This is a genomic window from Burkholderia sp. 9777_1386 (assembly GCF_015712265.1).
Taxonomy (GTDB): domain Bacteria; phylum Pseudomonadota; class Gammaproteobacteria; order Burkholderiales; family Burkholderiaceae; genus Burkholderia; species Burkholderia cenocepacia.
Genome location: NZ_JACCQB010000003.1, coordinates 165,139 through 181,180, shown reverse-complemented (window position 1 = coordinate 181,180; position 16,042 = coordinate 165,139). Strand labels below are relative to the sequence as shown.

Genomic DNA, 16,042 nt, shown 5'->3' with positions numbered 1-16,042 from the left:
CGATCCTCCATGTCCGAATCCTTCCGCTGGCCCGCCGGGGCCGACCCGTTCCGTTTCCTCGAAGCGCTCGACAGCAAGCGCGCCCGCACGTGGGTCGACGAGCAGAATGCGCGTACGCGCGCCGCGCTGCGCGACGACGATGCCTATCGCGCGCTGACCGCGCGTCTCGCGAAAGCGTATCTGCCGCGTGAACGCCCGGTGATTCCGACCCGCTGGCGCGACTGGGCGTACGACCTGTGGCAGGACGATCTTCACCCGAAGGGACTGTGGCGCCGCACGCGCTGGGCCGACTGGCGTGCCGGCCAACCTGCGTGGGAGACGCTGCTCGACGTCGACGCGCTCGGCGCCGAAGAGGGCGAGTCGTGGGTGTTCGAGCAGGAGGCGATCCTGTATCCGGACGGCGATCGCGTGCTGCTGTCGCTGTCGCCGGGCGGCGCCGATGCGGTCGTCGTGCGCGAATTCGATCTCGTCGAGCGCCGGTTCGTGGACGGCGGCTTCACGATCGACGCGCCGGGCCATCATACGGTCGGCTGGATCGACCGCGACACCGTGTACGTGAGCTGGGATCGCGGCGAAGCGCATGCGACTGCAGCCGGTTATCCGTATGAAGCGCGGCGCTGGGTGCGCGGCACGGCGCTCGCCGACGCGCCCGTCGTGTTCAGCGGCGAGCCGGACGACATCAGCGCGGGTGCGTGGTACGACCCGATCGACCGCCGCCACGTTGCGTGGCGCAGCGTCGATTTCTTCGACGCGCATGCGTACCGGCTGACCGACGCGGGCGAATGGGCGCGCTACGACGTGCCGACGCATGTCGAGGTCGGGTTCTGGGAAGGCTGGCTCGTGCTGGAGCCGCGCCTCGACTGGGATTGCGACGGTGTGCGCCACGCGGGCGGCTCGCTGCTGGCGATTCGCGAGCAGGCGTTCCTCGCCGGCGCGCGCGAATTCACGACGCTGTTCGCACCGCGGCCGACCACGTCCGCCTGTACGTGGACGCACACGCGCACGACGCTGATCGCGAGCTGGCTCGACGACGTGCACAACCGTACGATGCTGTGGCAGCCGCGGCAGGCCGACGACGGGTCGTGGACGTGGGATGCGCGGCCGTTCGACTGGCCGGGAGATGCACAGATCGACGTCGAGCCCGTCGAGTCGACGCTGAACGACGAGGTGTACGTCGACGTCGACACCTACCTCGATCCGCCCGAATGCTGGCTGGCCGATCTGGCCGATCGCGCGGACGATGCGCCGTCGCGCCGCGTGCTGCTCGACCGGCCGCCGGTGCAGTTCGACGCGGCCGGGCTGGTCGTCCGCCGCGCGAGCGCGCGTTCGCGGGACGGCACGGTGGTGCCGTACACGCTGATCGGGCCGCGCGATGCGCTCGACGCACCGCCGGGCGGGGCGCGCGTCGCGCGGCCATGCCTGCTGTCGGGCTATGGCGGCTTTGCGATCCCGAACCTGCCGGGCTACAGCGATGCGTTCGGCATCGGATGGCTCGAACGCGGCGGCGTGATGGCGTTCGCGCACATCCGCGGCGGCGGCGAATTCGGGCCGCGCTGGCACACCGACGCGCAGCGTGAACATCGTCAGCGTTCGTTCGACGATTTCATCGCGGTCGCCGAGGATCTGGCCGCGACCGGTGTGACGAGCGCCGCGCAGCTCGGGATCGAGGGCGGCAGCAACGGCGGGCTGCTGGTCGCCGCGTGCATGATGCAGCGGCCGGAGCTGTTCGGCGCGGTGCTGTGCCGCGTGCCGCTGCTGGACATGCAGCGCTATCCGAAGCTGCACGCGGGCGCCGCATGGCTCGACGAATACGGCGACCCGGACGATCCGCGCGAAGGCGCGGCGCTGGCCGCGTATTCGCCGTATCACCGGGTGCGCGAAGGGGTCGTGTATCCGCCGTTGTTGCTGACGACGTCGACCCGCGACGACCGCGTGCATCCCGCGCATGCGCGCAAGATGGCGGCGCGCATGCAGGCGCTCGGTCACGGACGGGTGTGGTACTGGGAGAACACCGACGGCGGCCACGGCAGCGCGGACGATCTCGAACGCGCGGAAGCCGATGCGGCCGAATTCGGCTTCCTGTGGGCCCATCTCGGGCCGGCGCCCGCGCGGCGCTGATCGCGCGCGGGCCGGAAGATCAGCCGACGATCGCGACGACGGGCGTGTGGTCGGACGGCTGTTCCCACGTGCGCGGCGTGCGATCGACTTCGCACGACGCGCAGGTCGCCGCGAGTTCCGGCGACAGCAGGATGTGGTCGATGCGCAGTCCCGCGTTGCGGCGGAATGCCATCATCCGGTAGTCCCACCACGTGAAGGTTTTCTCGGGCTGCTCGAAGCGGCGGAACGCATCGACGAAGCCGAGTTCGATCAGCTGCGCGAAGTGCGCGCGCTCCTGCGGTGACACGAGGTTCTGGCCTTCCCATTTCGCCGGATCGTGCACGTCGCGGTCTTCCGGCGCGATGTTGTAGTCGCCGAGCAGCGCGAGCTTCGGGTAGCGTTGCAGCTCGGTGCGCAGCCACGCCTGCAGCGCGTCGAGCCACTGCATCTTGTAGACGAACTTGTCGGAGTCGAGCGCCTGGCCGTTCGGGAAGTAGGCGGACACGATGCGCACGCCGTCGACCGTCGCGGCGATCACGCGCTGCTGCGGATCGTCGAAGCCGGGGATGTTGCGCACGACGTCCGATTCGTCGACGACGAGCGTGTCGCGCGCGAGGATCGCGACACCGTTGTAGGTCTTCTGGCCCGTGAACCAGCTGCGGTAGCCGGCCGCCTCGAGATCGGCGCGCGGGAATTTCTCGTCCGGCAGCTTCAGCTCCTGCAGGCACAGTACGTCGGTGCCGCTTTGCGCGAGCCAGTCGAGCACGTGCTGTTTGCGGACGTTGAGCGAATTGACGTTCCAGGTGGCGATTTTCATGAACGGGAGGGTGCGTGCGGCGTGAATGCGAAGGCCGCCATCTTACCGCGAGCATGGGGTGCGAACGCACAAGGTCATGCAGGCTCGCGCATGTGTCACGCATCGCCGCTCGGGCAGCAGAACCGGAAATTGTGACAAAAGTATTGACGTGAGTACTTCCTCACCCTATAATTTATTTCTCTGACGCGGGGTGGAGCAGTCTGGCAGCTCGTCGGGCTCATAACCCGAAGGTCACAGGTTCAAATCCTGTCCCCGCAACCAAGCACACCAGACGATGTGCGGCGCAATTGACCGATGCGCACTTCGTCCACGAAAAACCCGGCTCCGTGCCGGGTTTTTTGTTTTCCGCGTCCGCCTGTTATTTCGGCGCGCCCGGGCTCCCGGGCAGGAAGCCGTTCTCGAGCTGATAGGTCGTCGTGTTGACCAGCGTGGCCCGTGCGTTCGGCGTGCCCGACAGCACCGCGCACTTGTCCTTCCCCGTATTCAGCCGGATCGACCGCTCGGTCGTCGGGTAGTCGACGTCCTTCAGGTAGAAATGCGGCAGTGACGTCATGTAGCGCGCGTACGGCACGCATGGCCGCTGCATCGGGTCCTTCGACGCAGCATTGAACGGAAAGTATTCGTCGAACAGATAAGCCGAATTCGACAGGCCGCCCCAGTCCGCCGGCACCGCGATGCTGCCGGTCGGCGTCGTGGCGCCGGTGGCGACGTCCGTGATGAAGCCGTCGACGGTCGAGCGCCCGTCGCTGCGATTGGCCTGCGTCACGGTGACCTGCAGCCGATAGGCATGGCCGGTTTTCCACTGGTAGGCGATCGAGCACGACGTGCCGGAACCGCCGTCGGCGCCGCCGCGGCAATTCGCCGACAGCGGCGCCGTGCCGGTGCCGAACGCGCTGAAGATCACCACGTTGGTGCCGCGGGTGCGCGGCTGGATGCCGGTGTACATCGCGTGCCCGCCATGTTGCGACGACAACTGGTTGGCCCAGTAGTAGCTGGCGTTGACCTCGGTCGGCACGACTTCAGGCGTGATGTCCCACGTTATGCGATCGAAGCCGTCGCTGGGCGTCGTGGCGGCCGATGCGGCGATATTCGGGTCGGCATGCGCGTTGAGCGTGGCCGACACGGCAAGCAGCGCGCCGAATACGGTGCTGAGTCTTTTCATGTTCCTGTTTCCCGTTGGTGGAAAAGAGACCGCGACGAGCAGCGTCGATTGCGGTGGCGCTGCTCGCGTACCAATTTGCAGTCACTTTATTACCAAGGGACAAGCCGTCGTGTCGACGCGTCCGTGTGAACCGGGGCGCGTGATGCGCGGGCCGTTCGTACCGGCCCGTGTGACGGGCGAGAGCAGGGCGTCGGGCGAGCCGCGACGCGTACGTCGGGAGAGTGAATCCCGGCGCACGAAACAATGCGGCGATGCCATTCGGCGACGCGTGTCGGTACGCGACGGCGTGTGTCGTTCAGCGCGCCGCCCACTCGACGGCCGCTTTCGCATGCAGCGCGGTCGTATCGAATACCGGCAGCGGCGAGTCGTCCGCACCGATCAGCAGCGTGATTTCCGTGCAGCCGAGGATCACCGCCTGTGCGCCGCGCGTGGCCAGTGCGTCGATGATCGACACGTACGTCGCGCGCGATTGCGCCGAGATGACGCCGTGGCACAGCTCGTCGTAGATGATCCGGTGCACGTCGTCGCGCCCGGGTTCGTCCGGTACCAGTACGTCGAGCCCGAACTTCTCGCGCAGCCGCGCCGCGTAGAACGGCAACTCCATCGTGTAGCGCGTGCCGAGCAGCGCGACGCGCTCGACACCCGCGGCGCGCAGCGCGCTGCCGGTCGGATCGGCGATGTGCAGGAACGGCAGCATCACCGCGGCCTCGATCGCGTCGTGCACCCGATGCATCGTATTGGTCGTCAGGACGACGAGGTCGGCGCCCGCTGCTTCGAGTTGCCGCGCGGCGTCGGCCATCCGCTCGCCGAGCGCGGCCCAGTCGTGCGTGCGTTGCAGCGATTCGATTTCGGCGAAGTCGACCGTGACCAGCACGCTCTTCGCGTTGTGATGCCCGCCGTGCAATGCCTTCGAGTGCCGGTTGATCATCCGGTAGTACTCGGCCGACGATTCCCAGCTCATGCCACCGATCAGTCCGATCGTCTTCATCCGTCACCTTTGCGTTCCGTGTCTCGCGGCAGACGAGTATAGGTGTCGCTGCCCGTGCCCGGCCGGTACGATCCGCACAAACCGGGCCGGTACGGCGCAGCCGGTTGCGCATGGCCGGCTACGGGCGGCCGGCTTCGGCCGCACGCGGCAGTTGAAACCGGCACTGTGTTTTTGTACAGTATCGGCACCGTGAGTCCGACCACCATTCCGCCTGCCGATCCGCACGCGCCGCCGCCCGGCGACGCGCCGCCGCGCATGCGCAAGATCATTCATTGCGACTGCGACTGCTTCTACGCGTCGGTCGAGATGCGCGACGACCCGTCGCTGCGCAACCGGCCGCTCGCGGTCGGTGGCCGTCCCGACCAGCGCGGCGTGATTGCGACCTGCAACTACGAGGCGCGGCGCTACGGCGTGCATTCGGCGATGTCGTCGGCGCTGGCGATGCGCAAGTGTCCGGACCTGCTGATCCTGCCGTCCGCGATGGACAAGTATCGCGCGGCGTCGCGGCAGATCATGGCGATCTATCGCGACTACACGCCGGACGTCGAGCCGCTGTCGCTCGACGAAGCCTATCTCGACGTCAGCGGGTCCGAACGTTGCCAGGGCAGTGCGACGCTGATTGCGCGCGAGATCCGCGAGCGGGTGCGCGAGACGGTCGGCGTAACCGTGTCGGCGGGCGTTGCGCCGAACAAGTTCATCGCGAAGATCGCGTCCGACTGGAACAAGCCCGACGGGCTGTTCGTCGTGCGGCCGCACGAGATCGATGCGTTCGTCGCGGCGCTGCCGGTGCGCAAGCTGCACGGCGTCGGCAAGGTGACGGCCACGCGGCTCGACCGGCTCGGCATCCAGACCTGCGCGCAGTTGCGCGACTGGCCGCTGATCGACCTGCACCGCGAGTTCGGCGCGTTCGGGCGGCGGTTGTACCAGCTGTCGCGCGGGATCGACGAGCGGCCGGTGCAGGCCGACCAGGAGCGCAAGTCGGTCAGCGTCGAGACGACCTACGTGACCGACCTGACGACGCTCGAGCAATGCGCGGACGAAATCCGCCGCCTCGTCGTGCAACTCGACGCGCGGATCGAGCGCGCGGGCGCCGTGCGGTCGATCCGCAAGCTGTACGTGAAGATCCGCTTCGCCGATTTCCAGCGCACGACGGTCGAGTGCGTGGCCGATGCGACCAACGCCGAGACGGCCGTCACGCTGCTCGCGAAGGGGTTGCTGCGGCGCGCGCAGCCGGTTCGGCTGCTGGGCGTCGGCGTGCGCATCGACGAGGACACGGCCGAGCGCCACGGGCAATTCCTGCTGTTCGACGACGAAGTGGGCGACGGCACGCCCGCGCCATGAAAAAAGGCACCGCCGGAGCGGTGCCTGTCGATGCGGCCGGACGAGCCGGGCTACGCGCGCTCAGTGCGCGGACGCGGCCATCCCGTTGTGGCGCAGCAGCGCGTCGATCTGCGGCTCGCGGCCGCGGAACGCCTTGAACGATTCCATCGCCGGACGGCTGCCGCCGACCTCGAGGATTTCGCGGCGATAGCGCGTGCCGGTTGCCGCGTCGAGCACGCTGCCGCTGGCGGCGGCCGCTTCCTCGAACGCCGCGTACGCATCGGCCGACAGCACTTCGGCCCACTTGTAGCTGTAGTAGCCGGCCGCATAGCCGCCCGCGAAGATGTGGCTGAACGTGTTCGGCCAGCGCGAGAACGGCGCCTGCGGGATCACGTGATAGCGCTCGTTGATCTCGCGTGCGAACGCGGTCACGCCGGTGGTGCCGGCCGGGTCGAAGTCGACGTGCAGCAGCATGTCGAACATCGAGAACACGATCTGGCGCAGCGTGCCGAGCCCGCTCTGGAAGTTCTTCGCGGCGATCATCTTGTCGAACAGTTCGCGCGGCAGCGACGCACCCGTGTCGACGTGCGACGACATCGACGACAGCACGTCCCATTCCCAGCAGAAGTTTTCCATGAACTGCGACGGCAGTTCGACCGCATCCCATTCGACGCCGTTGATGCCCGACACGCCGAGCTCGTCGACGCGCGTGAGCATGTGGTGCAGCCCGTGGCCGAATTCATGGAACAGCGTGATGACTTCATCGTGCGTGAAGCACGCGGGTTTGCCGCCGACCGGCGCGGAGAAGTTGCAGGTCAGGTACGCAACGGGCGTCTGCACGTCGCCGCCGCGCTTCGCGCGCGACCGCGCGTCGTCCATCCACGCGCCGCCGCGCTTGCCTTCGCGTGCGTACAGGTCGAGGTAGAACTGCGCGACGAGCGAGCCGTCGCGGTTCTCGACGCGGAAGAAGCGCACGTCCTTGTGCCACACCGGCGCGTCGTCCGGCTTGATCCGCACGCCGAACAGCGTTTCGGTGACGGTGAACAGGCCCTTCAGCGCGGCCGGTTCCGGGAAGTACTGCTTGACCTCGTTTTCCGAGAACGCATAGCGCTGCTGGCGGAGTTTTTCGGCCGCGTACGCGACGTCCCACGGGGCGAGTTCGGCGAGGCCGAGCTCCTTCGCGGCGAACGTGCGCAGTTCGTCCCAGTCCTTGTCCGCGTGCGGGCGGGCGCGCGTCGCGAGATCCTCGAGGAATGCGATCACCTGCTGCGGCGATTCGGCCATCTTCGGCGCGAGCGACACTTCGGCGAAATTGCGGTAGCCGAGCATCTGCGCCTCTTCGCGGCGCAGCTTCAGCTCGTCGGCGACGATCGCCGTGTTGTCCCATTCGGCCTTGCCGTCGCCGTATTGCGGCCCGAGCTCCGACGCGCGCGTCGCATAGGCGCGGTAGAGCGTCTCGCGCAGCGCGCGGTTGTCCGCGTACTGCAGCACCGGGAAGTACGACGGGAAATGCAGCGTGAATTTCCAGCCTTCCTTGCCGTCCTTCTGCGCGGCTTCGCGGGCGGCCTCGATCGCGTCGCCGGGCAGGCCGGCCAGCTCGGCTTCGTCGTGGGCGAAGTACGCGTACGCGTTGGTCGCGTCGAGCACGTGATCGGAGAACGCCTTCGACAGCGCGGCCTGCTGTTCCTGCAGTTCCGCGAAGCGCGGCTTCTGGTCCTCCGGCAGCTCGGCGCCCGACAGGCGGAAGTCGCGCAGCGCATTGTCGAGGATCTTCTTGCGCTCGGCCGACAGCGTCGCGTATTCGGCGCTCGCGGCGATCGCCTTGTACTTTTCGTACAGCGCGAGATTCTGGCCGACGCTCGACCAGAATTCGGTCACGCGCGGCAGGTTTTCACCGTACGCAGCCCGCAGTTCGGGCGTGTCGGCGACCGCATTCAGGTGGCCGACGATGCCCCATGCGCGGCCGAGCGGCTCCGTGGCCCGCTCGACCGTCTCGACGACGGCGGCCCACGTCGACGGCGTGTCGCTCGCGCTCGCGGCTTCGACGGCGCGGCTGGCGGCATCGAGCAGCGTATCGAGCGCGGGCGTCACGTGTTCCGGGCGGATCTCGCCGAAACGGGGCAGGCCGGAGAAGTCGAGGAGCGGATTGGTGTTGGCGCTGGCGGACATAAGACTCCCTGTCTGTTGCCGGATGAACCGGGATGAAAAGGGTAACGGCGGCGGCGCGCGAACGCGCCCGATACCGACATTATTGGGGCGCATCGTGCGCTTTCCAATCGTTAGTTTCTAATGACGCGATTGATGCAGGGTCGGATGCGCAGCGGGGCGCGCCGGCTGGCGCGATGCAGCCGGGCGATTGCGGCTGGCGAGACACCGGCGCACGGAAGCGCGCGCCGGCTGGGCGGGTGGCGCGTCAGGCCGCGGCGGCCGCGGCGCGTTCGGCGGATTCGATCGTGTTGATCAGCAGCATCGTGATGGTCATCGGACCGACGCCGCCCGGCACCGGCGTGATGTAGCCGGCGACTTCCTTCACGCCCGCGAAATCGACGTCGCCGCACAGCTTGCCTGCGTCGTCACGGTTCATGCCGACGTCGATCACCGTCGCGCCCGGCTTTACCATGTCGGCGGTCAGGATGTTGCGCTTGCCGACCGCGGCGACCACGATGTCGGCCTCGCGCGTATGCGCGGCGAGGTCGCGCGTCTTGCTGTGGCAAATCGTCACGGTCGCGCCGGCGTCGAGCAGCATCATCGCCATCGGCTTGCCGACGATGTTCGAGCGGCCGATCACGACCGCGTTCGCGCCCTGCAGCGCAATGCCGTGCGCTTCGAACATCTTCATCACGCCGTACGGCGTGCACGGGCGGAACAGCGGCTTGCCGGTCATCAGCGCGCCGGCGTTCGCGACGTGAAAGCCGTCGACGTCCTTTTCCGGCGCGATCGCCTCGATCACCTTGTGGCTGTCGATGTGCGCGGGCAGCGGCAACTGGACGAGGATGCCGTGGATCTTCGGGTCGCGGTTCAGTTCGTCGATGCGCGCGAGCAGGTCGGCTTCCGACAGCGTGGCCGGGTACGCATCCTTCAGCGAGAAGAAACCGTTGTCCTCGCACGCCTTGATCTTGTTGCGCACGTAGACTTCGCTCGCCGGATTTTCGCCGACGAGGATCACCGCGAGACCGGGCTGGTGGCCGCGGGCGGTCAGTGCGGCGGCGCGCTCGGCGGCCTGACCGCGCAGGGTCTTCGAGAGGGCGTTGCCGTCGATGAGGAGGGCTGTCATGGTGGTGGGTCCTGCCGGGAAGTTGGAATGCGGGCGTACGACGCGCGAAGCGCCGTAGCAAAGCACGTAATTATACCGTTCGCCTGCTGCCGTCCGACAGCGAATCAACGGGAAGCGTCATGGCCGCGGCGCGTGCGCGCCGGGAGGAACGGCCGCCGCCGCGCGAGTGGGCCGCATCGCGCGGGGCGGCAAATACCGGTTGCGGGCCGGGCGGGCCGTGCCGCCGCGGCCGGAGAACCCGCTCAGGCCTGCTTCTTCGACAGCGCGAGGCGCAGCAGGTCGGCCACCGTGTTGACGTTGAGCTTTTCCATGATGTTCGCGCGGTGCGCCTCGACCGTCTTGATGCTGATGCCGAGGTCGTCGGCGATCTGCTTGTTCAGGCGGCCGGCGATGATCCGCTCGAGCACCTGCTGCTCGCGCGCGGTCAGCTTCGACAGGCGTTCGCTCGCGGCACGCTGTTCCTGGACGCTCTTGCTTTCGCTTCGGGCCTTGTCGAGCATCCGCTCGACGAGCTTGCGCAGCTCGGCTTCGTCGAACGGTTTCTCGATAAAGTCCATCGCACCCTTTTTCATCGTCGACACGGCCATCGGCACGTCGCCGTGACCCGTGACGAAGATGATCGGCAGCGCGGCATTGTCGGCGATCAGGCGTTCCTGCAATTCGAGGCCGCTCATGCCCGACATCCGCACGTCGAGGATCAGGCACGCGATCTGGCCGGCCTGCTGCGCCGGCTGGTAGGCATCGAGGAACTGCTCGGCGCTCGAGAAGCATTGCACGCGATAGCCGTTCGCCTCCAGCAGCCAGCGCAGCGAGTCCCGTACGGCCTCGTCGTCGTCGACGACAAAGACGGTTTCCTGAGTGGTGGTGACAGGGCTATTCATAGTTCTCCCGTAACGGTATGTGATGCCGATGCCTCGCGCCCCCCTTGGCCGAGATCAGCGGGTTCCCCAATGGGCAGGCTGCAGTGGAACGTCGCGCCGGAAATGCGGCCATCCGGCTCGACGTTGTTGACCACCCACAGACGCCCCCGATGCGATTCGATGATCGAACGGCAGATGTTCAGCCCCATGCCCATGCCATCGGACTTGGTGCTGTAAAACGGTTCGAACAGGCGCTCGGCGGTCGCTTCGTCGACGCCCGGGCCCTGGTCGATCACACGGATGTCGACGAAGCCCGCATCGATGTCGGCGACGACGCGGATCACGCCGTCCGCCGACGCCGGCTTCACGTCGGCCATCGCCTCGGCTGCGTTCTTCATCAGGTTCATCAGCACCTGTTCGATCAGCACGGGGTCGACATAAATAATAGGCATTCTTGCGAGGATTTCCGTGACGATCCGGATCCTGCGCTTTCTGGCCTCGATTTCGGCCAGCCCGACCGCATCGGCGACGATGTCCGCGACCCGTGCCGGCTGGCGCTTCGGCTCGCTGCGCTTCACGAATTCGCGGATCCGCTTGACGATCATCCCCGCGCGCAGCGCCTGCTGCGCGGTCTTTTCCAGCGCGGGCTGCAGCGTCTCGGGCGTGCCGCGGCCGCTCTTCACGAGCGCGAGCGTACCCGAGCAGTAGTTGTTGATCGCGGCGAGCGGCTGATTCAATTCGTGAGCAATCGACGACGCCATTTCACCCATCGTCATCAATCGGCTCGTGAACTGCAGCTTTTCTTCCTGCTGATGCGCGAGCTCCTGCGCTTTCTTGCGGGTCGTGATGTCGGTCGCGATCTGCATCTGCGCGAGGTGGCCGTCCACCCACTGGATGTACTGGCGGCGCACCTCGAACCACTTCTGGATGCTCTCGACGTACACCTCCTGCGCATCGGCGGTGCTGCTCGTCAGCGCGGCGGCCGGCAGCCCCGCGAACGCGTCGACCATGTCGATCGAGTCGGACGACGCCTGCGCGCGGTCGAAGCCGCCGCCCGACAGCTCCAGGTGGCCGTCCGGACGAATGCCGAACAGGTGGCGGTAGTAGCGGTTCGCGAACAGCAGCTCGGCTTCGTCGGCGGCGAGCACCGACACCGCGGCGTCGAGGCTTTCGAGCACCGTCGTGAAGCGTTCGTGCGCGGCCGCGAGCTCTTCGCGCGCGCGCTTCGGCTCGGTGATGTCGGTCATCGACGACATCCAGCCGGTCTGGCGGCCCGAGCTGTCGATCAGCGGTGACACGTACAGGCGCGCATGGAACAGCGTGCCGTTCTTGCGCCGCACGCGCAGCTCGAAGCCCGAGCTCGGCGCCTTGCCGCGCAGCGTCATGTCGAGCTGGCGCTGCATTTCCGGGTACGCGTCGCGCGGCCAGTACGGGAACGGTGCGACCTTGCCGACGAGATCGGTTTCGTCCCAGCCCGTCATCCGGCAGAAGGCAGGGTTCACGTGCGTGATGCGGCCGTGCATGTCGAGCACGCGCATGCCGATCAGCACCGAGTTTTCCATCGCGCGGCGGAAGAACGCTTCCGCGTACAGCGCCTGCTGCGCCTCGAAGCGCTGGCGCGTGTGCTTCCACAGGCTCCAGAGGCTCCACAGCACGAAGCACGACAGGCCGGCGACGAGCCACACGAGCGTGTTGTTGGTCAGGTTGGTGAGCTGCGGGAACGCATACACGCGCACCGTCAGCCCCTGGCCGGGCGGGTCGAGCGGCAGATCGTAGTGGGAGTCGCGCGGCAGGCGCGGGCGTGTCGACGTGGACGACAGTTCGCGGTTGTTCGAATCGGTGATCGAGATCTTGTATTTCGACGACAGTTCCTGCGGGATGTCATGCTTCAGGATGCCCTCGACCGAGAACACCGCGGCGATCGAGCCGAGATAGTCGCGGTCGCCGCGCATCACGGGCGTCTGCAACGTGATGAAGCCGTTACCGAAGTCGTCGTAGATCAGCGGCGAATAGGCCTGGCGGCGCGTGCTGCGCGCCTCGTCGTACGCGCCGCGCACGGCGTCCTGCATCTGTGCGTCGCCGGGCTTCGCGAGGCGCTGGCCGAGCAGCGGCGGATGCACGGTGGGCCAGCGTTGCACGCCGGGCGCCGTATACCAGTTCAGGTAAAGGATTTCCGGATGCGTCTGCATCACGTCCGCGACGGCCATCTGGAATGCATTCTGGTCGAGACGGCCGGACGCGAGATCGCGCGACAGCGCCTGCAACTGTTCCTGCGCGCCCGTCATCGACAGGCGGATCTGCTGCTGGGCCCACGCGACGTTGCGAAACAGGGTGTCTTCCTGCTGCTGCTGTTCGCGCCGGTTCAGGCTCCACAGGATGAGGCTCATCACCACGAGGAACACCAGGATCGACAGCAGCGGCGTCAGCAAATAGGAATTGGACCACCACGGTCCGTGGTGCCAACGGGACGGCTGCGACTCCGCCGGCGGGCCCGGCGGTCGCGCCGAGCGTGCGAAAAGCCGATCGGTCAACATGGCAGGATTGTAGCGCAGCGCAATACATGGAAAACCTATACCGGATATGTTGAACGGAAACGGTTTTGTTCCGACGAGACGTGCCGGAGAGCCCCGAAATATGGGTGCAGCGCAGCAATATTCCGCATTACGAGAAAAGATCTCACAATTCGAAAATTTTGTTGCGCGGGCCCGTCCACGCTCATTACAATCCGCTGGAGCTTGCCCGCAGCCGGCCGCGTCGCGTCGTCTGCACGAGAGCGATCCTCACATTCCAGGACCCAGGAGACGAGAATGTCCGCTGTACCGAACGAAGTGATGAAATATGTCGCCGCCGAACGTGACGACGACCCGCAAGAAACCGTCGAGTGGCTGGAGTCGCTCGATGGCGTGATCTCCTCCGTGGGCACTGGCCGTGCGCATTACCTGATCGAAAAGCAGATCGAATTCGCCCGCATGCACGGCGAACACCTGCCGTTCTCCGCCAATACCCCGTACATCAACACGATTCCGGTCGAAGCCCAGGCGAAGATTCCGGGCGACCAGGACATCGAGCACCGCATCCGTTCGTACACGCGCTGGAACGCGCTGGCGATGGTGCTGCGCGCAGGCAAGGACACGAACGTCGGCGGCCACATCGCGTCGTTCGCGTCGGCCGCGACGCTCTACGACGTCGGCTACAACCACTTCTGGCACGCAGCGTCCGACCAGCACGGCGGCGATCTCGTGTTCGTGCAGGGCCACTCGTCGCCGGGCGTGTACTCGCGCGCGTTCCTGCTCGGCCGTCTGTCGGAAGAGCAGCTCGACAACTTCCGCCAGGAAGTCGACGGCAAGGGCATCTCGTCGTACCCGCACCCGTGGCTGATGCCGGATTTCTGGCAGTTCCCGACCGTGTCGATGGGTCTCGGCCCGATCATGGCGATCTACCAGGCGCGCTTCATGAAGTACCTGGAGTCGCGCGGCATCGCGAAGACGGAAGGCCGCAAGGTGTGGGCGTTCCTCGGCGACGGCGAGACGGACGAGCCGGAATCGCTCGGCGCGATCGGCATGGCGAGCCGCGAGAAGCTCGACAACCTCGTGTTCGTGATCAACTGCAACCTGCAGCGTCTCGACGGCCCGGTGCGCGGCAACGGCAAGATCATCCAGGAACTCGAATCGGAATTCCGCGGCGCCGGCTGGAACGTGATCAAGGTCATCTGGGGCAGCCGCTGGGATGCGCTGTTCGCGCGCGACAAGTCGGGCGCGCTGATGCGCCGCATGATGGAGTGCGTCGACGGCGAATACCAGACGTACAAGTCGGAGTCGGGCGCGTACGTGCGCGAGCACTTCTTCAACACGCCTGAACTGAAGGCGCTGGTCGCCGACTGGTCGGACGACGACATCTGGGCGCTGAACCGCGGCGGTCACGATCCGCACAAGATCTACGCGGCGTTCCACGAAGCCACGAACACGAAGGGCGCGCCGACCGTCATCCTCGCGAAGACCATCAAGGGCTACGGGATGGGCGAGTCGGGCCAGGCGATGAACATCACGCACCAGCAGAAGAAGCTGCCGGTCGAGCAACTGAAGAAGTTCCGTGACCAGTTCCGCCTGCCGATCACCGACGAGCAGATCGCCGACGTGCCGTACCTCAAGTTCGAGGAAGGTTCGAAGGAACTCGAATACATGCGCCAGAAGCGCATGGACCTCGGCGGCTACCTGCCGCACCGCCGCGAGAAGGCGACGTCGCTGCCGGTGCCGGCGCTCGACGCGTTCGAGCCGCTCTTGAAGGGCACGGGCGAAGGCCGCGAGATCTCGACGACGATGGCGTTCGTGCGGATCCTGAACATCCTGCTGAAGGATAAGGCGCTCGGCAAGCGCGTCGTGCCGATCGTCCCGGACGAATCGCGTACGTTCGGCATGGAAGGCCTGTTCCGCCAGATCGGTATCTGGAACCAGGAAGGCCAGAAGTACGTGCCGGAAGATTCCGACCAGCTCATGTTCTACAAGGAATCGCAGACCGGCCAGATCCTGCAGGAAGGCATCAACGAGGCGGGCGGCATGTGCGACTGGATCGCGGCGGCGACGTCGTATTCGACGCACGGCGAGATCATGGTGCCGTTCTACATCTTCTACTCGATGTTCGGCTTCCAGCGGATCGGCGACCTCGCGTGGGCCGCGGGCGACATGCGTTCGCGCGGCTTCCTGCTGGGCGGCACGGCGGGCCGGACGACGCTGAACGGCGAAGGCCTGCAGCACGAAGACGGTCACTCGCTGCTGTGGGCGGCCTCGGTGCCGAACTGTGTGAGCTACGACCCGACGTTCGGCTACGAACTCGCGGTGATCATCCAGGACGGCCTGCGCCGCATGGTGCAGGAGCAGGAAGACGTGTACTACTACATCACGGTGATGAACGAAAACTACGAGCACCCGGCGATTCCGCAGGGCGAGCACGTGGCGGCCGACATCATCAAGGGCATGTACGCGTTCAAGAAGGCCGACGCCGACAAGAAGGCGCCGCGCGTCCAGCTGCTCGGCGCGGGCACGATCTTCAACGAAGTGATCGCCGCCGCCGACCTGCTGAAGAATGACTGGGGCGTCGCCGCCGACCTGTGGAGCGTGCCGAGCTTCACGGAACTCGCGCGCGAAGGCCATGAGGTCGAGCGCTGGAACCTGCTCCATCCGACCGAAGAGCGTCGCCTGTCGCACGTGCAGAAGTGCCTGAAGGACACGCAGGGCCCGGTCATCGCATCGACCGACTACGTCCGTGCGCTGGTCGACCAGATCCGTGGCCAGATCGATCGCCGCTTCGTCGTGCTGGGCACCGACGGCTTTGGCCGTTCGGATACCCGCGAGAAGCTGCGTCACTTCTTCGAGGTCGACCGTCACTGGGTCACCGTCGCCGCGCTCAACGCGCTGGCCGACGAAGGCACGATCGAGCGCAAGGTGGTCGCGGACGCGATCGCCAAGTACAACCTCGATCCGTCCAAGCCCAACCCGATGACCGTTTAACGCACACGCCGTGTGATGCC

Annotated in this window: 10 protein-coding genes and 1 tRNA gene; 4 read left to right on the top strand and 7 right to left on the bottom strand. The window is 66.7% G+C overall.

What is annotated here, in order from left to right:
* Nucleotides 1–9 precede the first annotated feature (9 nt).
* Complete coding sequence (locus H0X91_RS04570; RefSeq protein WP_196432839.1) at nucleotides 10–2,118, top strand: prolyl oligopeptidase family serine peptidase; 2,109 nt, start codon at nucleotides 10–12, stop codon at nucleotides 2,116–2,118.
* Nucleotides 2,119–2,137: 19 nt separating this feature from the next.
* Here the strand turns inward: H0X91_RS04570 and xth are convergent, their stop codons facing one another.
* A complete protein-coding gene (xth, locus tag H0X91_RS04565) occupies nucleotides 2,138–2,914 on the bottom strand; it encodes an exodeoxyribonuclease III (protein ID WP_006482552.1) in 777 nt (258 codons plus the stop codon).
* A gap of 184 nt (nucleotides 2,915–3,098) precedes the next feature.
* Here xth and H0X91_RS04560 point away from each other — a divergent pair.
* Nucleotides 3,099–3,175, top strand: a tRNA-Met gene (locus H0X91_RS04560).
* A gap of 97 nt (nucleotides 3,176–3,272) precedes the next feature.
* On the opposite strand, the gene H0X91_RS04555 is transcribed toward H0X91_RS04560, so the two are convergent.
* Together H0X91_RS04555 and H0X91_RS04550 are read right to left on the bottom strand one after the other, a co-directional pair.
* The gene (locus H0X91_RS04555; protein WP_196432838.1) at nucleotides 3,273–4,076 is read right to left on the bottom strand and encodes a DUF3472 domain-containing protein; all 804 of its coding nucleotides are present in this window, start codon (nucleotides 4,074–4,076) and stop codon (nucleotides 3,273–3,275) included.
* A 295-nt stretch (nucleotides 4,077–4,371) separates the two neighbouring features.
* A complete protein-coding gene (locus H0X91_RS04550) occupies nucleotides 4,372–5,064 on the bottom strand; it encodes an aspartate/glutamate racemase family protein (protein WP_058901614.1) in 693 nt (230 codons plus the stop codon).
* A gap of 165 nt (nucleotides 5,065–5,229) precedes the next feature.
* Here H0X91_RS04550 and dinB point away from each other — a divergent pair, with 165 nt between their 5' ends.
* Entirely contained in the window at nucleotides 5,230–6,405 is a 1,176-nt protein-coding gene (dinB, locus tag H0X91_RS04545) for a DNA polymerase IV (protein WP_006496799.1), read from the top strand.
* 60 nt (nucleotides 6,406–6,465) lie between these two features.
* On the opposite strand, the gene H0X91_RS04540 is transcribed toward dinB, so the two are convergent.
* The 4 genes from H0X91_RS04540 to fixL form a co-directional block, all read right to left on the bottom strand.
* Nucleotides 6,466–8,553 carry a M3 family metallopeptidase gene (locus tag H0X91_RS04540; protein ID WP_006496800.1) on the bottom strand — a complete coding sequence of 696 codons (2,088 nt, stop codon included), beginning with the start codon at nucleotides 8,551–8,553 and terminating at the stop codon, nucleotides 6,466–6,468.
* A 244-nt stretch (nucleotides 8,554–8,797) separates the two neighbouring features.
* On the bottom strand, nucleotides 8,798–9,658 hold the full coding sequence (gene folD / locus H0X91_RS04535) for a bifunctional methylenetetrahydrofolate dehydrogenase/methenyltetrahydrofolate cyclohydrolase FolD (protein ID WP_006482550.1): 861 nt from the start codon (nucleotides 9,656–9,658) through the stop codon (nucleotides 8,798–8,800).
* Between the two features lie 242 nt (nucleotides 9,659–9,900).
* Complete coding sequence (gene fixJ / locus H0X91_RS04530) at nucleotides 9,901–10,539, bottom strand: oxygen response regulator transcription factor FixJ (RefSeq protein WP_006493245.1); 639 nt, start codon at nucleotides 10,537–10,539, stop codon at nucleotides 9,901–9,903.
* Nucleotides 10,536–13,052 (bottom strand): oxygen sensor histidine kinase FixL, encoded by a 2,517-nt coding sequence (gene fixL, locus H0X91_RS04525; protein ID WP_012492712.1) that lies wholly within the window; start codon nucleotides 13,050–13,052, stop codon nucleotides 10,536–10,538. The genes fixJ and fixL overlap by 4 nt, the downstream gene beginning before the upstream one ends.
* A gap of 273 nt (nucleotides 13,053–13,325) precedes the next feature.
* On the opposite strand from fixL, the gene aceE reads away from it, so the two are divergent.
* On the top strand, nucleotides 13,326–16,022 hold the full coding sequence (gene aceE / locus H0X91_RS04520) for a pyruvate dehydrogenase (acetyl-transferring), homodimeric type (RefSeq protein ID WP_006482558.1): 2,697 nt from the start codon (nucleotides 13,326–13,328) through the stop codon (nucleotides 16,020–16,022).
* The last annotated feature ends 20 nt before the right edge of the window (nucleotides 16,023–16,042 follow it).